Origin of the sequence: Microcoleus sp. S13_B4, assembly GCF_036700885.1 — a bacterium.
Lineage (GTDB): Bacteria > Cyanobacteriota > Cyanobacteriia > Cyanobacteriales > Microcoleaceae > Microcoleus.
Window position 1 is genome coordinate 1 of record NZ_JAUBPU010000086.1, and the last position, 17,028, is coordinate 17,028.

The 17,028-nt window shown below is 44.1% G+C and carries 19 protein-coding genes and 1 pseudogene; 12 read left to right on the forward strand and 8 right to left on the reverse strand.

The features are described 5' to 3' along the window. Nucleotides 1-1,234 precede the first annotated feature (1,234 nt). Together QT994_RS25610 and QT994_RS25615 are read right to left on the reverse strand one after the other, a co-directional pair. Nucleotides 1,235-2,186: pseudogene (locus QT994_RS25610) on the reverse strand (ABC transporter ATP-binding protein); the annotation flags it as partial. A 314-nt stretch (nucleotides 2,187-2,500) separates the two neighbouring features. Next, nucleotides 2,501-2,710, reverse strand: coding sequence for a hypothetical protein (locus QT994_RS25615; protein ID WP_333179591.1), 210 nt, complete (start codon nucleotides 2,708-2,710; stop codon nucleotides 2,501-2,503). Between the two features lie 173 nt (nucleotides 2,711-2,883). Here QT994_RS25615 and QT994_RS25620 point away from each other — a divergent pair, with 173 nt between their 5' ends. The 3 genes from QT994_RS25620 to QT994_RS25630 all read left to right on the forward strand — a co-directional run bounded on the left by QT994_RS25620 (nucleotide 2,884) and on the right by QT994_RS25630 (nucleotide 4,238). Continuing rightward, the gene (locus QT994_RS25620) at nucleotides 2,884-3,081 is read left to right on the forward strand and encodes a helix-turn-helix transcriptional regulator (protein WP_333179593.1); all 198 of its coding nucleotides are present in this window, start codon (nucleotides 2,884-2,886) and stop codon (nucleotides 3,079-3,081) included. A gap of 144 nt (nucleotides 3,082-3,225) precedes the next feature. Then, nucleotides 3,226-3,837: a hypothetical protein gene (locus QT994_RS25625; RefSeq protein ID WP_333179596.1), complete on the forward strand. Its 612-nt coding sequence runs from the start codon at nucleotides 3,226-3,228 to the stop codon at nucleotides 3,835-3,837. A gap of 23 nt (nucleotides 3,838-3,860) precedes the next feature. After that, the gene (locus tag QT994_RS25630; protein WP_333179598.1) at nucleotides 3,861-4,238 is read left to right on the forward strand and encodes a hypothetical protein; all 378 of its coding nucleotides are present in this window, start codon (nucleotides 3,861-3,863) and stop codon (nucleotides 4,236-4,238) included. A gap of 79 nt (nucleotides 4,239-4,317) precedes the next feature. Here the strand turns inward: QT994_RS25630 and QT994_RS25635 are convergent, their stop codons facing one another. The 4 genes from QT994_RS25635 to QT994_RS25650 form a co-directional block, all read right to left on the reverse strand. Beyond that, entirely contained in the window at nucleotides 4,318-4,965 is a 648-nt protein-coding gene (locus QT994_RS25635) for a Uma2 family endonuclease (protein ID WP_333179600.1), read from the reverse strand. 87 nt (nucleotides 4,966-5,052) lie between these two features. Further along, nucleotides 5,053-6,699: a WD40 domain-containing protein gene (locus QT994_RS25640; RefSeq protein WP_333179604.1), complete on the reverse strand. Its 1,647-nt coding sequence runs from the start codon at nucleotides 6,697-6,699 to the stop codon at nucleotides 5,053-5,055. A 161-nt stretch (nucleotides 6,700-6,860) separates the two neighbouring features. Next, nucleotides 6,861-7,067, reverse strand: coding sequence for a hypothetical protein (locus QT994_RS25645; RefSeq protein ID WP_333045541.1), 207 nt, complete (start codon nucleotides 7,065-7,067; stop codon nucleotides 6,861-6,863). Nucleotides 7,068-7,249: 182 nt separating this feature from the next. Continuing rightward, the gene (locus QT994_RS25650; RefSeq protein ID WP_333179606.1) at nucleotides 7,250-7,948 is read right to left on the reverse strand and encodes a pirin family protein; all 699 of its coding nucleotides are present in this window, start codon (nucleotides 7,946-7,948) and stop codon (nucleotides 7,250-7,252) included. Nucleotides 7,949-8,064: 116 nt separating this feature from the next. On the opposite strand from QT994_RS25650, the gene QT994_RS25655 reads away from it, so the two are divergent. Beyond that, nucleotides 8,065-8,403 carry a winged helix-turn-helix transcriptional regulator gene (locus QT994_RS25655; protein ID WP_006633569.1) on the forward strand — a complete coding sequence of 113 codons (339 nt, stop codon included), beginning with the start codon at nucleotides 8,065-8,067 and terminating at the stop codon, nucleotides 8,401-8,403. Nucleotides 8,404-8,474: 71 nt separating this feature from the next. Next, a complete protein-coding gene (locus tag QT994_RS25660) occupies nucleotides 8,475-8,873 on the forward strand; it encodes a DUF4112 domain-containing protein (RefSeq protein WP_333045539.1) in 399 nt (132 codons plus the stop codon). Between the two features lie 199 nt (nucleotides 8,874-9,072). Here QT994_RS25660 and QT994_RS25665 read toward each other — a convergent pair whose 3' ends face one another. After that, a complete protein-coding gene (locus tag QT994_RS25665) occupies nucleotides 9,073-10,095 on the reverse strand; it encodes a beta-eliminating lyase-related protein (RefSeq protein WP_333179608.1) in 1,023 nt (340 codons plus the stop codon). Nucleotides 10,096-10,177: 82 nt separating this feature from the next. On the opposite strand from QT994_RS25665, the gene QT994_RS25670 reads away from it, so the two are divergent. From QT994_RS25670 to QT994_RS25690, 5 genes are all read left to right on the forward strand, one after another. Beyond that, the gene (locus QT994_RS25670; RefSeq protein WP_172187871.1) at nucleotides 10,178-10,390 is read left to right on the forward strand and encodes a DUF2997 domain-containing protein; all 213 of its coding nucleotides are present in this window, start codon (nucleotides 10,178-10,180) and stop codon (nucleotides 10,388-10,390) included. Between the two features lie 11 nt (nucleotides 10,391-10,401). Then, nucleotides 10,402-11,184 (forward strand): XRE family transcriptional regulator, encoded by a 783-nt coding sequence (locus tag QT994_RS25675; protein ID WP_333179612.1) that lies wholly within the window; start codon nucleotides 10,402-10,404, stop codon nucleotides 11,182-11,184. 20 nt (nucleotides 11,185-11,204) lie between these two features. Next, nucleotides 11,205-12,803, forward strand: a complete 1,599-nt coding sequence (locus tag QT994_RS25680; protein ID WP_333179614.1) for an Hsp70 family protein — start codon at nucleotides 11,205-11,207, stop codon at nucleotides 12,801-12,803. Nucleotides 12,804-12,912: 109 nt separating this feature from the next. Then, nucleotides 12,913-13,770 (forward strand): bifunctional class I SAM-dependent methyltransferase/HIT family protein, encoded by an 858-nt coding sequence (locus QT994_RS25685; RefSeq protein WP_333179616.1) that lies wholly within the window; start codon nucleotides 12,913-12,915, stop codon nucleotides 13,768-13,770. 188 nt (nucleotides 13,771-13,958) lie between these two features. Further along, on the forward strand, nucleotides 13,959-14,528 hold the full coding sequence (locus tag QT994_RS25690) for a hypothetical protein (protein ID WP_333179618.1): 570 nt from the start codon (nucleotides 13,959-13,961) through the stop codon (nucleotides 14,526-14,528). 91 nt (nucleotides 14,529-14,619) lie between these two features. Here QT994_RS25690 and QT994_RS25695 read toward each other — a convergent pair whose 3' ends face one another. Then, nucleotides 14,620-15,174 (reverse strand): GNAT family N-acetyltransferase, encoded by a 555-nt coding sequence (locus tag QT994_RS25695; RefSeq protein WP_333179621.1) that lies wholly within the window; start codon nucleotides 15,172-15,174, stop codon nucleotides 14,620-14,622. Nucleotides 15,175-15,480: 306 nt separating this feature from the next. Here QT994_RS25695 and QT994_RS25700 point away from each other — a divergent pair, with 306 nt between their 5' ends. After that, nucleotides 15,481-16,659, forward strand: a complete 1,179-nt coding sequence (locus QT994_RS25700; RefSeq protein ID WP_333179624.1) for a DUF262 domain-containing protein — start codon at nucleotides 15,481-15,483, stop codon at nucleotides 16,657-16,659. 6 nt (nucleotides 16,660-16,665) lie between these two features. After that, nucleotides 16,666-16,956, forward strand: a complete 291-nt coding sequence (locus QT994_RS25705; RefSeq protein ID WP_333179626.1) for an MAE_28990/MAE_18760 family HEPN-like nuclease — start codon at nucleotides 16,666-16,668, stop codon at nucleotides 16,954-16,956. Nucleotides 16,957-17,028: the final 72 nt, after the last annotated feature.

Here is a 17,028-nt window from a genome sequence, read left to right on the forward strand (position 1 = left end):
TCTGGTTGAGGATGTTCTAGCGACTCTACTGTTTCGACAATGAGCAGATTTTCGACAACCGGTTCTGGTTGAGAATGCTCTATCGACTCTTGTCTTTCTACACTTTCCAGAAAATCTACCACTGGCTGCATTCCTGGTTCTAAATCGCTTATTTCCTCTGGTGTTTCTGTAATTGGTTCCGATTCTGGTTGAGAATAGTCGATCGACTCTTGCGTTTCAACAATCGGTTCTGGTTGAGGATTCTCTAGCGACTCTACTGTGTGTGAAACTTCTAAATTTTCGACAATCCGTTCTGGTTGAGGATGCTCTAGCGACTCTACTGTGTGTGAAACTTCTAAATTTTCGACAATCCGTTCTGGTTGAGGATGCTCTAGCGACTCTACTGTGTGTGAAACTTCTAGATTTTCAACAATCCGTTCTGGTTGAGGATGCTCTAGCGACTCTACTGTGTGTGAAACTTCTAGATTTTCAACAATCCGTTCTGGTTGAGGATTCTCTAGCGACTCTTGCCTTTCGACAACTGGTTCGGATTCTGGTTGAGAATAGTCGATCGACTCTACGGTTTGTGAAACTTCGAGATTTTCGACAACTGGTGCTGGTGGAGAAGGTTCTATCGGGAGTATCTCCCTTTTGTAAAAAACATTTTTTACAAAAGTGAGCATCCTGCTTGCTTGTTTAGATATCTGTAGAGAGTAAGATGCTCGGGTTCTTGTGACACCCAAACTGAGATGCTTCCCTTTTATCGGCTGTACGGTTTCTGCAACTGGTTCTGATTCTGGTTGAGGATGTTCAATCAACTCTACGCTTTCTGCAACTGGTTCTAATTCGGGTGGAGAAAGTTCGATCGGCTGTACGGTTTCTGCAACTGGTTCTGGTTCTGGTTGAGGATGTTCAATCAACTCTACGCTTTCTGCAACTGGTTCTAATTCGGGTGGAGAAAGTTCGATCGGCTGTACGGTTTCTGCAACTGGTTCCGATGCCGAATGAGAATCATAAAGCAACTCTTCAGTTTCTGCAACTGGTTCCGATGCGGAATGAGAATCATAGAGAGACTCGGGTTTATTTGAAACTGGCAGATTGTCCGCAAGTGGTTCTGATTCCGATTGATGAGAATCCGCAATTGGTTCTGATTCCGATTGATGAGAATCCGCGATCAAGTCTTGAATTACTGTGGCTTCTTGCAGATTTTGAGCGACCTCCGGTTCGCGGTGAACCAGATTTTCTTCCGGTTTCTTTTCAGCCGCTGTCAGCCTTAAAAACACATCTTCCAGAGTAGCGCGAGAGCGGCGCATTTCGCACAGTCCAAATCCAGAGGCGACGATAGCTGTAGCAATTTCTCGTCCGGGTTCTCTTTCCGGTTCGCACAACGCCCGCAAGCGGCAGCGATTCACTAAAAATTGCTGGCTTGGAATCAATTCGATCGATCGAACTCCTGGCAAATTTTCCAAAGAAGGCAACAGCAGACTGTTTACCAAATCTGCCTCGCCTTCGACTTCGAGTTCGTAGCCCTCTCCCACCGCCAACTCTCCCATCAAATTTTCGGGACTACCCGCAGCGACGATTTTACCGCGATTGATGATGGTAACGCGGTTACAAGTCATGCTGACTTCCGGCAGAATGTGCGTGGAAAGGATAATTGTGTGCTGGCCGCCAAGGCTTTTGATTAAATTGCGGACTTCGATGATTTGTCGGGGGTCGAGACCGACGGTTGGTTCGTCTAAGATAATGACTGGTGGGTCGTGGACGATCGCCTGGGCGATACCGACGCGCTGACGAAATCCTTTAGAAAGCTTGCGGATTAAAACTTTGCGTTTATCAACCAGGCCGCAGCGTTCGATCGCGGAGGTAACTCGTCGCGCGCGATCGCCCGCAGGTACTTGCTTGATCCTGGCCACAAAAAACAGAAACCCTTCCACAGTCATTTCTGGATACAGTGGCGGGTTTTCCGGCAGATAGCCGATGCGCTGTCTGACTGCCATGGAGTTTTCGTGAACATCCATGCCGGCGATGCGGGCTGTACCGCTGGAGGCCGGCAAATATCCCGACAAAATCCGCATCGTTGTGGTTTTGCCCGCGCCGTTTGGCCCCAAAAACCCGAGAATTTCTCCCGATTCGACCGAAAAAGACACGTCCGCGATCGCTGCGGTCGAACCGTAAGTTTTGCTTAAGTGTTCTACTTCAATCATTTGTCAGAAGTCACGCAATTTTAGATTTTAGATTGTAGATTTACTTTGCCAACCACAGGCGGTACGCCTGTTCCACGAAGTTGAGAGTCCCGCCCGATCGGCGGGTTGATCGAATTTATGGCGAAATTTTTAATTTGATTTTGTCTTCCAGTGTAGTCTGGCAAGAACCAAATCTATCATAAGTGTCGATCGTACTTGGAAGCGAGACGCTAGGTAGTAGGGTGCGAAGCGCGGAAATGATTAGCCGACGTGCATGGAATCTCTACCAACTGACGCACCCTACCAGTAGATTCTGTGCCTAACCGAACCCTCAACTAGCTGCCTTTGATGTTGTTAGGCGCTGTTTCTAGGTTGATATCGGCATTAAAAACAATCACAAATTGAGCCTTGGGGATTAACTGCCGGACGATCCGCAGATAGCCGTCAGCATCGGAATGTCTGAAAAAGTGGGCCACAGTGATTCGCTGCATATTGGGAAGCAGGCGAACAACCAACCACCTGTTAAGGCGCTGTTTGTAGGGCATAATTAAATTTGTCTCCATTTGAATGTTGGAGCCAAAGCCAGTTCAATGCTTGTCGAGGGCGCGGACTGGCTTTTGACCTTTGTTAGACTTTGTGTCTGTCTCTAGATTATGACACGAACTACATATAGTCAACTGAATAAGCATAATCAACTGAACTAAGTACGGGACAGATAATGACGCTGGGGCAAAAGCTAAGAGAAAGACGTGAAAGTCTAGGTTTGACTCGAATACAAGTGGCAAGAGCGTGTAACGTGGTGGAATCCACAGTCATCAACTGGGAAACCGACAGACACGTCCCCAAGCTTTACCCAGCACAGATCAAAGCCCTGTGCGACTTATTGAAGTTCACGATCGAAGATTTAGTAGTTTAGCTTGGGGAGTTAAGATAAATTGAGCAATCGCTTGCTATGCTACATCGATTAATGCTGCTGAAATTGAGCCAACCACAAACTAAATTTTTATTTGATTATGCCAAAAGCTACATTAGTCAGTAAGTAAATTGAAAACTTTAAATTATGGCTCGGACTCAGCCTCAACGCCAAACTATTTTACTCAAAGCCTCTAAACTATATTTCAGCAGAAAAACAGTTAGATTAGGAAATGCTGTCTATCTCGTTCGTAATATTAGTGGCTTTAGAGTTACTGAAGCTGACAGCATCTCCATAATAAAAAACAAGAATGTAGTACCATTTGAATTTATAATTTTTATGGGTGTAGTGGGATTGTTTTTGGTTTTTAGAGAATTCAATCCAACATGGGTAATCGGAATAGTTATACTCATAATACTGTCTTTAATTTATAATGCAACCCGGCCACCAGCTTATGAAATTCTCACAATAGAATATGTGATTGAAGTATCTTTTGTTTCAGGAGATAAAGTAAACATTTTACTCATGAATCACAAAAAAATCGCCAGCGATGAGAAATTTTTGGAAGATGTAGTTTCAACATTATATAAAGCTTTAGATAGTAATGACGAAGAAATTTACGTAGTTAACATCGAAGATAAATCTATCAATACATGTACGAATATTGACCAAAGTAGAGCCTCAATTGGTGTTGCCTTTTCAGATAATAACACGATTACTGGGCAAATAGGTGCTAATATAAATAATAGACAACAATAGTTAGTGATTACTAGGGAGATATTATGTCAGAACCCAAAATCGATCAAAGTCAAGCATCAATAGGTGTTGCATTCAGCAAGAACATTAAGGCTGAGCAAATAGCTGCTACTATTAACAACAATTACTCACCTGAACAAAGGCAAACTCTTGCGGAGGCGGCAAAAGAAATCCAGCACCTTTTAGATCAGTTATCTCAGACATACCCAACAACAACGGTTGCTGACAAATCAGCAGTTGCTGCAAAAGCTATGGAAAAAATTGAAAAACAGCCCGATGTGAAAAAAAAGGTACTTAAAGCTTTGAAAGCGGGTGGAGTAGCAGCGGTAATGGAGCTTACAAATAATCCAGTTGTAAAAATTCTAACTCCAATGCTTCAAAGTTTACTGGATGAAGGTGAGTAAGCATTAATATCCTGATTTTATAAAAAGTGCGCTCGCCTTGCCTTTCCCAATGAGTAAGGGCGATCGCTTTCTATTTGGATTACTGCTGCTGAAATTGAGCCAACAACCAAGCCCCTACCTGTGCTTGATCTTCAGTGCGACTCCGCCGCAAAGCCTCTTCCAACACCGCAATAGTTAATCCCGGCAAAACTTCCGATCGCACAATCCGCCGACTGCCATTATCAGCAATAATAGCAAAGGCAAGAATTTGGGATTTCTGCACGTCTACGACCCAATATTCAGCCACTTTTAGCTCTTCGTAAAGCAACCGTTTTTCACCAATATCATCCGCCAAAGTAGAGTCAGCAACTTCTATGACCAAATCGGGCGGTGGGGTAACGTCAAGACTTGCGATCGAAGATCCCCTCGGTGCTAATTGCGCTCTTTCTCCAATATAGTATGATACATCCGGTTGACACTCTCGCACTCCAGTTTTCCTGTAGCTACAGTTATCCAATCCGTTAAGAGAAATACCTTTGATAGTACAAAATAGATTAATTGCGAAAAGTGCGATCGCATTATCTCGGGAATGATCAGGCCCTACTGACATAGTTTCAATCCTCATTTGTCCGTTGCGGTAGTAGCATTTGGCTTTATTGTAAGCTGGGTCATCTGCCATCGCGATGAATTCTTCCCATGTTGCTACTACCCAGGTGTCTGTAGGTAATTTAGTTGTTAAGGTACTCATTTTTCACCTTTTGACGAAACAGTTTTGGTGACTATTTTTGTTGTTCAATGACGCTCTCATTAAATCGTAGCACATTCGATCGCACTCTCAACTCCCCCGTTTCCAAATCTTAATTTCCCCCAACCAACCAGCACTCACAATAGTCTTGCCATCTGCGCTAATAGCCACAGCGCTAACGTAGCCAGCATGACCGCTCAAATTACCTCTCAATTCGCCCGATCGCACATCCCAAAGTCTCACACTCTTATCCCAACTCCCAGTAACCAGCGTAGTGCCATCCCGACTGAAAGCCACCGACCAAACCCCGTCAGTATGCCCGCTTAAACGCCGAATTAACTGCCCGTTTCCGGCATTCCACAACCCAACAGTGCCGTTGCTGTTTCCCGCCGCTAAACTCTTGCCGTCGGGAGTAAAAGCTAGCGACAAAACCGACAAGTTTTTCCCGCTAATCGTGCGAATTTCTTGACCAGTAGCTAAATTCCAGAACTTAATAGAACCGTCTTTGCTGCCGCTAGCTAAAGTTTTGCTATCAGGACTGATTGCAACTGCATTCACCAACCCAGAATGCCCAGTCAAAGTCCGCAGCAATTCCCCCGTTTTCGCATTCCAAATCTTAATCGTTTTGTCCCAACTACCGCTGGCTACAAATTGACCATCAGGACTAACGGCAACGCTCGAAACTGCATTGGAATGCCCGCTTAAAGTGCGTACAACCGCGCCAGTTTCTAAATTCCAAATTTTCACGGTTTTGTCGTCGCTGCCGCTAGCTAACACCTTGCCATCCGCACTCGCTGCCAGTGCGTTTACGGCTTCCGTGTGACCTTGCAGGGTAGTTTTTAATTGCCCGCTGGGAAAATTCCAAACTGAGATTGTGCCGTTGCTATTTCCTGTAGTAAAATAAGCTGAAGCTAGGGCAAGGGAACTGACAACTTCCGAAGGCCCTTTGAGGGTATTGGTAGCAGCAAAGGCGATCGCACTTGCGGGCGTGCGGGGCGGATTATTCGCCGGAGTTTTCTGGTTTCCGGCAGTAGGAGATTGGGGAACTACTGGCAGCGAAATAGTCGATCGCCATTTCATGAAAGTATTAATTTCTATTCCCGCCGCCACGATTTTATCAGAGTTGTCCTCTAACCTGACAATGCCGTTAATTGCGACAACTCGCCCTGCATCGTCGAGCACCGGCCCGCCGCTCATGCCCGCTCTCACTAAGTTATTGTAGACCAAAGTATAGCCGTTCCAGGGAGTTTGGCGGCCGGTAAGCTGACCTTCCGTGGCGATGAAAATCGGTTGTCTCAGAGAACCGCCGGATATCGGCCAGCCAGCCACATAAGCCTTGTTTCCCTTAGTTGCTGCGGAATTGGCTAATTGAGCCAGGGGGTAGCTTTGGGTGCTGCTGAAGGGTACGACGGCTAAATCCATCCCCGGCACTCGCCGCACGAGGCTGTAGTATACAGAGTGAGCTTTGCCGTCAGGAGTTACAACCTCGTAATCGCCGGCTTTATCGACAACGTGCCAGTTAGTGAGAATATAGTATGTGCTGCCGTGTTTCTCTAAAATTACTCCTGAACCGCCTTTTGGCCCCTGGATGCGAACCGTAATTTCTTGGGCAACGGTTTTAACTTTGTCGGCGGTTAATGCTAGGGCAATTTGAGGTGATGTGAGCGGGATGAGGGCGATCGAACTCAGAGCGATCGTAGCACTCAAAATAGCCGGAATTGTTCTGCTGTAATTCATTATTGTGTAAATTTAACATACCCACATATCAACAGACGGATAACTTTTCCGGTTTGTGGCATATTCACGGTTGATAACGCCAAAACGCCTGCGCGATCGAACTTTCGACATTCGCACAAGCCTAAAAATATTTGACACAGCCCTCTGACTAGCAGAAAAATTTAGAATCGGGAACCGCACCTAGACTCAACAATCGCAACTGGCTGATCTCTATTCTTTTCTCGGCAAATCAGAATTTGAGCCAAACGCTGCTCGGAATAATACCCATTAGCCATCCAGCCGATGGGTGCGCCCGCGATCGCGCCGACTGCTAAACCAGTGATGAGGCTCCAAATAAGATGCTTTCTGGCGATCGGGTTTTCTTGCATAAAAATTTATCCTAAACACTTAGCCTTAGCAAAAGTACCACAAATAAAATTTACGGTCTTCCTCCTATTTACTTATTTCCTAAGTAGTAACCCACCCTTAGTAGGGTGTGCAAGGCGCAGATTATCCATCACTAAGTAGGGTGCACAATGTGCACCTTACTTAATATCTAGGCTGCCCCATTTTATGCCAAATCAAACAGCAAAAATTCAGCATCTGCAGCCGCTTCAATCACCACCTCAGACTCACCGCTAACGGCCGCAGCGTCGCCATTTTTCAAAGTCAAACCGTTGAGCAAAACCGAGCCGCGAGCCACTTGCACCCAAGCATGACGATTTGGCTGGAAAGCATGAGAAACCCGCGAGTCTTTATCCAAAACAGCCGCATACAAATCAACATCTTGATGGACTTTGACAGCACCATCTCTAGCATCTCGCGCCGCCACTAAGCGCAGTTTTCCGTGCCTTTCTGCTAGGGGAAACTCCCGCTGCTCGTAACTCGGCTGCAAGCCTTTTGTATCGGGTAACAGCCAGATTTGCAGCAAATGAACCGGGTCTGTTTGCGAGCTATTGAACTCGCTGTGCTGGATACCCGTACCTGCACTCATCCGCTGCACTTCACCGGGTTTAATCACTGCACCGGTACCCAAACTGTCCTTGTGTTCTAATGCTCCTTCCAGTACATAAGTAATGATTTCCATGTCGCTGTGTCCGTGAGTGCCGAAACCTTTGCCGGGACTAACAAAATCCTCATTAATTACGCGCAAAGATCGAAAATTCATATAATTTGGATCGTAATAGCCGGCAAAAGAAAATGTGTGGTAACTGTCGAGCCAACCGTGATTTGCGTGTCCTCTCGCTTCACTTTTTCTGATGGTAATCATTTTCTGAATCCTCAGTGAAATTTATCCGGTGTTTCTTTGATGTTTTTATTTTAAACCGAGTCAAGCTATTATGGATAGTACGCACTTAAAAGTGCGGTACTTACCAAAAAGATACTATGCAAGTCCAAGAAGTAAAAGTCGATCGAGCAAATTGCCCTGTAGAACGCACTCTAGAGGTGATTGGCGGGCGCTGGAAAGTCTTGATTCTGCGGGAGTTGTTTCAAGGAGTGAAGCGTTTTAACGAGCTGCAACGAGCTGTCAACGGCATTACTCAGAAGATGCTGACGCAGCAACTGCGCGAAATGGAATCAGACGCGATCGTGCATCGGGAAATTTACCTGCAAGTGCCGCCAAAAGTTGAATATTCGCTAACGCCTTTGGGTGAAAGTCTCAAACCGATTATTAATGCCATGCACGAATGGGGAATTCAGCATATTAGCGAAGATGGAAAATGAGCGGTTTCTAGATGTTTTTTTTCCGTCTTCCGACAGATTTCAAATTTTCAACCTAGTTCAACAATAATAATATGAACAACATAGAGCGTCTCGCCACCCTCAACCGCATCCGCAAACTCAGCCGCCTGATGGATACCGCCATTGGCATCCCCGGCACCAAATTTCGCATTGGTTTAGATCCCATTATCGGTTTAGTTCCGGGTGCTGGGGATATCGTAGATACCGCATTTTCCGCATACCTAATTTACTTAGCAACTCAATTCAACATTCCCCAAAAAACTCTAGGGAAAATGATTTACAATATCGGTTTAGAAGCAGTTGTGGGTTCAGTACCTTTAGTCGGAGATATCTTCGATGCTTTTTATAAATCAAACATGAGAAATCTCGCGCTTTTAGAAGCACATCTCGAAGAAGTTGAACCCGAACTAGCCGCAGTTGCCGAACCTGTTTCTCAATCTATTAAATTGTAGGTACGGGTTTCACAAACAATAATGGTAAATAACCAGCAATCTCTCAAGCCCGCCCCCATCAAACGAAAAATCAGAATGTAGATTTTCCGCATTCGAGCCAAATTTAATGTTGATGTGAGTTATCTGTTGTGGTGGCGGGTTTATCTAGATTGTTGGTATTCGTCAGATATTATTCGTAAAACCCGCCCTTAGGAAATAATTACTGATGTCGTTTAACCGCTTCCACGAAAGCAATAACATCCGCTTCCAAAGTATTAAAAGCCGTTACCAGTCTAATAGTACATTCATCCCACCGATAAAACAGAAAGCCCTCAGCTAAAACCGCTGTAATTATCGATTCGGGAAGTTGAATAAAAATCTCGTTGGCTTCAACTCGATGGCAAAACTTAGCTCCCTCAACTCCCGCCAAACCTTCGGCTAATTTGGCTGCCATATTATTTGCATGAGCCGCATTCTTCAGCCACAAATTATCCGTTATATACGCTTCCAACTGTGCCGACAAAAACCGCATTTTCGAGAAAAGATGCCCGCTGCGCTTGCGGTAAAAAGGGAAAGTTTTTGCTAATTCTTGATTAAAAAATACCACAGCTTCCGCAGCCATTGCGCCGTTTTTTGTCGCTCCAAACGAGAGAATATCTACACCGGCGCGCCAAGTGATATCAGCAGGAGAATAGCCAAGACTTGCGACAGCATTGGCAAAGCGAGCTCCATCCATGTGCAGGTGCAAATTGTGAGCCCGAACTACTTCCGAAATGTGGGAAATTTCTGCTGGATTGTAGACTGTGCCAGCTTCCGTTGCTTGAGTGATGCTGACGGCTGCGGGCTGTACGTGATGGACGACACCTGCACCAGCGCGATCGAGTATTTTTCCTAAAGTCTCTGCCTCTATTTTACCATGATTTCCTGTTAGTGTAACTAACTTTGCACCGCCTGTAAAAAACTCCGGCGCGCCGCATTCATCTACATTAATATGAGATGCCGCGTGACAGTAAACAGCGCCGTAAGGAGGAGTAACAACCGCAAGGGCAAGAGCATTAGCAGCCGAACCGGTTGCTACCGGAAAAATAGTCACCGATGTCTCGAACAAATCCGAAAATTTAACTTGCAAACGCTGTGTATATTCATCATCTCCGTAAGACATCACAGCACCGCAATTAGCCGCTGCAATCGCAGCCATAATCTCCGGCGAAACCCCGGTTGCATTGTCGCTACAAAAATTCATTAGAATAATTGGTAAATAGAATCTATAATATAACTCAACACTCAACACTCAACACTCAAGCCTTAAACCAAGAGGAAGAATTATGGCAGAATACCGCCAAATAGAATACCGCATCGGCAAAGACGGCAAAATTACCGAAACCGTCCTCAACGCCACCGGTTCTAGTTGCACCGAAACCACCGCCGGAATTGAAAAAGCCCTCGGCAAAGTAGAATCTCAAGACTTGCTGCCAGAATACTACCAAGGCGAAGAAAACTTGAGCGTTGAACAAACGCAGACTTTAAAACAAGTTTAGAAGAGTTAACAATGTTCTATCTTCTCGGTGCAACAGTTGATGTAACAACAGTGCCTGCCTTCAGCTTCGCGCTAGCTATCGGGGGCATTTTTCTAATTTTAGTGTACGTTTATGCTGCATCTGAGGCGGGAGATGCGATCGAGTTTAAGTACGATAAAATTCTGCGGGAACGCATGAATCAGCTAGACATTCTCGATTGGCAAGACTTAGGCGAAAAAGCAGGCTTAAGTCGCTACGGGGTACGTTTAGTGCGGCAGGGAGACGTGGGAAAACTCACCGTAAACCAACTGAGGCGGCTGGCAACAGTGCTGAATTTGAATTTTCAAGAGTTCGATCGCACTTTGAGCGCGCTGCCCACATCGGCTACAATCACAACTAATCCCACCGAAATTGAAGAATTAAGGCAGCAGTGTTTGCGGCTGCGAGAAGAACTGCAGCAGCAAAAAGCTCAACTAACTGCGGATTTTCGCCGCGCTACCTTTGAACAGTTGCAAACTTTGTTAACTAACTATCCAGCCGCCCGCAAAATGGCAGAAGCCAAGCCGGATATGCCAGCCAAAAATCTCTCAGCTTTGTTTACTCCCTTAGAAAATCTCTTGTCAAGCTGGGATTTTCAAACAATCGGTTCTGCGTGGGAACAAACTGCTTACAATCCGCAGTTGCACCAGCCGGATGTTGAGGATATAACCGAAGGAGAATTAGTTTATATTCGGTTTGTCGGCTATCGGGAGGGAGAACGCATTCTTACTCCTGCTAAAGTTAGTCGCACCCTGCCAGCGGGAATGAAAAATTAAATTTAAAATTTTAAATCAACATGACTACAGTTGCCATTGACTTCGGCACCAGCAACACGGTTGTCTGCATTCTCAACCCGGATACGCAAACACCAGAAACTTTGAGATTGGGCGAGATGTCCCGCATTTTTAAAACCAATAATTCGAGCGGAGAGGTGCGAGAAATATCTGTAGTGCCTACTTTAGTATTTGTGAAAAAAGCCGGCGAGTTAGTGTTGGGAGAAAAAGTGCGATCGCAGCGTTTGGGACAATCCCAGCCAGACCGTTTTTTCAAAGCTTTTAAACGCAATTTAGCTGCCGACTTTCAGCCGCCGCCCCGCAATATCGACGGCGAAACCTACACACCCGAATCAGTAGCAGAACAGTTTATCACAACTATTTGGAAACAATTATATTTACAAAACATACAGCCAGACAAAGTAATTTTTACAGTCCCCGTAGGAGCATTTGAGCGATATCTAGATTGGTTTCGCGACTTAGGAGAAAATTTGGGAGTTGCGGAAATTCAGGTAATAGATGAATCCACAGCCGCCGCCCTGGGATATGCAGTAAAACGCCCCGGTTCTCTAGTTTTAGTAGTTGATTTTGGCGGCGGAACTTTAGATTTAAGTTTGGTTCGCACAGCCCCTCCTTCATCAGTCAAAAATAGCCAATCTAAAAGTCCAAATTTAATGTGTGCCGAAGTGTTAGCAAAATCCGATGCTTATGTCGGGGGCGAAGATATTGACATCTGGATTGTCGAAGATTATTTGCGGCAAATTGGTTCGTCGCGGGCAGAAGTCGGCCCAATTGGCTGGCAAAACTTATTAGAAATAGCGGAAAAGTTAAAAATTCAACTTTCTCAAGTTAATGAGGCGAAGGAAAGCTGGTTTGACGATGAAAATTTTATGTCTTACGACTTGCAGCTAAACCGAGACAAGCTTGAGGAAATTCTGGAATCTAGGCAGTTGTTAGAACAGTTGCGGGAAAGTTTAGATGAAGTGCTGAGTATTGCAATGGGAAAAGGTATCGGCAAAGCAGATATCGAACAGGTTTTGCTGGTAGGAGGAACTTCTTTAATCCCGGCTGTATCTAATTTAGTGGTTTCGTATTTTGGGCGGCAAAAAGTCCAAAGAGACAAGCCTTTTGAAGCAGTGGCGCACGGTGCTTTAGCCTTGACACAATTAGCGAGTGTTGACGATTATTTGCGCCACAGCTATGCAATTCGCCTCTGGGAACCTTATGCTAAAGCTTATGCTTATTCGCCCATATTTAGCAAGGAAATGAAGTATCCCTGTCAAAGTTCCGAAGAGTTGACGCTGCAAGTGGCAATTGAAGCGCAAAGGGAAATTCGGTTAGATATTGGGGAAGTTGCAGAGGTATCGCAAGCGGAGGTTATTTTTAACGAAAAAGGGCAAATGACGAGCAGCTTGCTCAACAAAAAAACGGATTTTCGGTCTCTGGAAAGCCACCACCAGCAGGTTTGCGTAGCGCATTTGAATCCGCCCGGGGTATTGGGAATTGACAGGGTTTCGGTGAGTTTTGAGGTGGATGAGAGGCGGGTTTTGTTGGCGACGGTGCGGGATTTGGTGACTGGTAAGGTGTTGGTGGAAAAAGGGGCGATCGCCAAACTGCAATAATGATAAAATTTTTAGATAACATTCGGATATTGAAATCGCTCTTACAAAAAGTCTCGTCCGGATGGTGCGCGGACTGAAAAATATCGATTAAAATCAAATTTATGCCGCCATGAAAAAGCAACAAAATAAATTCAGCCACCTGACGGCAATCGAAAGAATTTATCTGTCATTTCCGGCAAGATTTTTATTGGATAAAAACTTGCTGCAAGGCAAAGTCTTAGATTTTGGGTGCGGCTTCGGCAGCGATGTGAGATTGTTGCAGCAAAAAGGCTTAGATATTACGGGTTATGACCCTTATTATTTCCCGGAATTACCCGAAGATAAATTCGACACAATCATTTGTTTTTATGTTTTGAATGTTTTGTTTCCTGAAGAACAAGCTAATGTCCTGATGGAAGTGTCGCACCTGTTGAAACCAGGAGGGAATGCGTATTTTGCGGTGAGAAGGGATATCAAAAAAGAAGGCTTTCGAGAACATTATGTCCACAAAAAACCTACATATCAGTGCATTGTCAAACTTCCCTTTAAGCCAGTTCACCTAGATGAGTATTGCGAAATTTACCAATACGTGCATTACAACCATCAAAGAAATTCTACTAATAACTGCATATTCTGCAATCCGTATAAAAACCTAATTTTGCTAACTGAATCAGCAACAGCTTATGCGATGTTTGACGGTTATCCCGCCAGCAAAGGTCATGTTTTAATCATCCCCAAGCGTCACGTTGCTAATTATTTTGAACTGCCGTTTCGAGAGCAATCGGCTTGCTGGTTTATGGCTAATAAGGTACAAGAGATATTAAGTAAAGAATTTCATCCTGACGGGTTTAATGTGGGAATAAATATTAATAAACAGGCTGGTCAAAGTCGCACTCACGCGGCTATTCATGTGATCCCTCGTTACAAGGGCGATGCGGCTGGGAATAAAGGCGGAATTAGGTATGTGATTCCCAAGAGTGAAAAATAAAAGTTAGCAAATTGTGAAAGAAATTATTTTTTACCGCAAAGGCGCAGAGAGCACAGAGGAATAGAGAAGAGAGGAATTCATAATTTTTGTAAGGATTGTTATCTTTGAGCAAACGGCGAGCAAAATAGAGTTAAAATGTGTTTGCCAAGTCTCAAACTACACATTAGCAGCAATTTGGTGTTCTGTTTATGTCTAAGCGTAAAAAGCAAGAATGGCTCAAAGAAACCCTAGAGCTCAAAGAAGACCACAATTGGAAGTCAAAGCCTGGAACTCGAATTTTTGTAGCAGGAAGAGGTGCAGTCCGCTTTGATGTCCCGGAAGATTGGCATTTTGAACCGGATACTAACTCGTTCCGATTTACGGATAAAAAGCCGCCGGATGATGATTGTCGTTTGGAGGTTTCGTTTAATTTGCTACCACCTGGTAACTGGGCAGATTTTCCGCTGGTGCCGCTATTACAGAAGGTAGTTGAAGATGATACGCGGAATCCGATCGCTCCTGGCGAAATTATCCAATTGAAGCGGCAAACTGCCCGCATTGTTTGGACTGAATTTAAGTTTATCGACCCTCCAGAGCAGCGGGAAGCTTATTCGCGAATCTGTATTGGATTGGGTTCTAATGTTCAGTGTTTGATTACTTTTGATTACTGGGTTGACGATGCAGAGCGTTTGACTCCTGTCTGGGATACGGTGATGAATTCGTTAGTTCTGGGTTTGTTTATTAGTGACCCTCGAACGGGGTTCGCACGTCCAGACTAGACCGATTTTGTGGGAAACTTTCAACAACTAATTTTGCTAAGTGTTGAATTGCCAAGCCACCAGTCAGTAAATTTAAAACCTACATTAAACTTTACAGCCGCTTTGCCATGAAAATATCTGGCTTGCCAATTCCGTTCGCGTCGGGCATGACTCCGACGATCGCAAAACCCATTTTTTGATAAAATTCGTAGGGATGACCGCGCAAGTTTCTAATTTTGGCGATGTGTTCCCAAACGTTAGGATAAAGATTGATGCCTGAAAGACTTGTTTGATTGTCTTCGTCGTCGGTACCCACCCACAGCACGAGCCCTCCCCGGTTTTTAGCTTCTGCTGCTAAATCAGCTACGAGCGATCGACCAATTCCTTGTCCGCGAAATTCTGTTCTCACTACCAGCGGGTGCAGTTCCCAAACATTACCGTCATACTGTTTAATCCCACCAATCCATCCCAAAACTTGATTGCTGTCGCCGACAGCAATTCGACTGATGCGATCGGCTCCAAAAGATTCTTGCACTTCTTGCAAAGCAGAATTTAGATCGGGCCAAGCATCGGGCCAATGCTCTTTAAAACCTTCAACTATTAATCTAGCTACCTGTTGAATCTTTGGTTCGTCAACTGCACGCAAATCTGTAATTTGTACGTTCATGAATTTACATACTAAATCAAGGATTACGGACTAATACGCTCACAAACCGGATTTTATAACCGGGGTAAACGGGAAAAACGAAGTCAGGACTCACGAGGGCAACATTCGCTACAGCTTGCCCGATCGCTAGCTTTCATATTTCAGTCTAGGCTAATTTTGCCATAAAATCGGATTTTGCGATCGGGTAAGGGCGATCGATATTCTGTGGAGATAGTTGGCGATAGCTAGTTTGCTAGATTTGAGTCTATCGGCTAATCCTGAAAATGCTATAATTATTAACAAGTTGTGCTTAGGGAGACTACGGAAATGCAGCTCGCACCATTTGAAAAAAAGATGTGGAAGAGTTTGCCAGCAAACACACCCAATAAAATGTCAGAGCGATCGACAAATCAGCACTACCAGTTCCAAGAAACATCAATAATTACCGAGATAGATCGTGAAAAACTTCCCCGCCTTGTCGAATCATTAAAGATGTCTGGTTATATAAAACTGCGGTCTTTTTACCAAAGAAGGGCGCGTTGGGATGCCACGATGAAATCGAGATTGATTGAGTCATTTATTCTCAATATTCCCGTACCTTCAATAATTCTGTATAAACAAGATTTCAAACCTCATGAAGTCTTGGACGGTCAGCAACGAATATTCGCTATTCAGGAGTTTTATGAAAACAAACTCAAACTGACTGGGCTGGAAATTTTACCGGAATTAAACGGACATACCTACAACAGACTTCCTCTAAAAATTAGAGCTAATCTCGATCGCCGTTCCATATCATCGATCGTTATTCTTGCCGAACAAACCTCCAATCCGGAAGCGGACAAGTTCCTCAAGCAAAAAACTTTTGAACGTCTAAATGCTGCCAGATTAAACTTCAGCCATCAGGAAAAAAGAAATATTTTATATCCTGGTAAGTTCAATGAACTGTTGCTAAAATTAGCGCGTACTCCAATATTTGCTGAAGCTTGGGGAATTCCAAAAGACGATAAAATCCGAGAATTAGAAACAAATAGTATTTATGCAAATATGGAAGATGCTGAATTAGTTTTGCGTTTTTTTGCCCTAAGGAATATAGAACATTATCAAATGGAAATGCCAGAGTTTTTAGACTTATATATGACGAAAAGCTTAAAATTCACCAATTACGAGAGAAAATTTCTGGAAGATACTTTTATAGAAACTATTAAATTAGCACATAAAGTTTACGGAAAGCATTTATTTAAACCATTCGATCCTCAATCTCAAACTTGGTCTGAACAATCCAATCGCTCCTATTATGATGTGACTATGCTTGGTTTTAGCAAGCGATTACCGGATGCCCATAAATTTTTTTCTAAAAACTTGCAAAATCGAGTTATTGAAGAAACAAAAAACCTCTTTAACCAACCGGAAGCTCGTCTTTTGACAGCAGGTGGAACAAGTAAAGCAGAGATTCAGGAGCGGCTCGGAATATTTGACGAAATGCTTTCGCAAGTTATCGGAGAATAACTTGCGATGTTTGAGGAGCTGATCGAGAAAGCTAGTGTCAAAATTTCAACTGTTCGTGCGATAATCAAGACTAATCATCGACTTAGAAGAATCGTATTTCGAGACAGTTTAAATAAACAGAAGTTGGCCAAAAATCCTGAATTTGCCGCATTAATAAAGGTAATTCCTAGCGAAAAGGAGTGGGAAATTTACGATCGCTCTGCTGTTGTAACCCGATTGTATGCTATTTACGAGCGCTTCGTTGAGGATTTAATTTCGGATTGGCTGCGACGGATGCCCGATTTGGTTCCACGTTAAGCTGTTGCACATTTAAACTGTGATACAAGCATTACCCTTATTTTTGATTTTGCGACCCCATTTAATTATTAA

Coding starts and splice junctions, on each gene's coding strand:
- QT994_RS25630 (WP_333179598.1), top strand. CDS start 3,861: ATGTCAGAACCCAAAATCGATCAAAGTCAAGCATCAATAGGTGTTGCA.
- QT994_RS25685 (WP_333179616.1), top strand. CDS start 12,913: ATGAAAAAGCAACAAAATAAATTCAGCCACCTGACGGCAATCGAAAGA.
- QT994_RS25640 (WP_333179604.1), bottom strand. CDS start 6,699: ATGAATTACAGCAGAACAATTCCGGCTATTTTGAGTGCTACGATCGCT.
- QT994_RS25665 (WP_333179608.1), bottom strand. CDS start 10,095: ATGAATTTTTGTAGCGACAATGCAACCGGGGTTTCGCCGGAGATTATG.
- QT994_RS25655 (WP_006633569.1), top strand. CDS start 8,065: ATGCAAGTCCAAGAAGTAAAAGTCGATCGAGCAAATTGCCCTGTAGAA.
- QT994_RS25625 (WP_333179596.1), top strand. CDS start 3,226: ATGGCTCGGACTCAGCCTCAACGCCAAACTATTTTACTCAAAGCCTCT.
- QT994_RS25660 (WP_333045539.1), top strand. CDS start 8,475: ATGAACAACATAGAGCGTCTCGCCACCCTCAACCGCATCCGCAAACTC.
- QT994_RS25645 (WP_333045541.1), bottom strand. CDS start 7,067: ATGCAAGAAAACCCGATCGCCAGAAAGCATCTTATTTGGAGCCTCATC.
- QT994_RS25680 (WP_333179614.1), top strand. CDS start 11,205: ATGACTACAGTTGCCATTGACTTCGGCACCAGCAACACGGTTGTCTGC.
- QT994_RS25705 (WP_333179626.1), top strand. CDS start 16,666: ATGTTTGAGGAGCTGATCGAGAAAGCTAGTGTCAAAATTTCAACTGTT.
- QT994_RS25635 (WP_333179600.1), bottom strand. CDS start 4,965: ATGAGTACCTTAACAACTAAATTACCTACAGACACCTGGGTAGTAGCA.
- QT994_RS25695 (WP_333179621.1), bottom strand. CDS start 15,174: ATGAACGTACAAATTACAGATTTGCGTGCAGTTGACGAACCAAAGATT.
- QT994_RS25650 (WP_333179606.1), bottom strand. CDS start 7,948: ATGATTACCATCAGAAAAAGTGAAGCGAGAGGACACGCAAATCACGGT.
- QT994_RS25675 (WP_333179612.1), top strand. CDS start 10,402: ATGTTCTATCTTCTCGGTGCAACAGTTGATGTAACAACAGTGCCTGCC.
- QT994_RS25615 (WP_333179591.1), bottom strand. CDS start 2,710: ATGCCCTACAAACAGCGCCTTAACAGGTGGTTGGTTGTTCGCCTGCTT.
- QT994_RS25690 (WP_333179618.1), top strand. CDS start 13,959: ATGTCTAAGCGTAAAAAGCAAGAATGGCTCAAAGAAACCCTAGAGCTC.
- QT994_RS25670 (WP_172187871.1), top strand. CDS start 10,178: ATGGCAGAATACCGCCAAATAGAATACCGCATCGGCAAAGACGGCAAA.
- QT994_RS25620 (WP_333179593.1), top strand. CDS start 2,884: ATGACGCTGGGGCAAAAGCTAAGAGAAAGACGTGAAAGTCTAGGTTTG.
- QT994_RS25700 (WP_333179624.1), top strand. CDS start 15,481: ATGCAGCTCGCACCATTTGAAAAAAAGATGTGGAAGAGTTTGCCAGCA.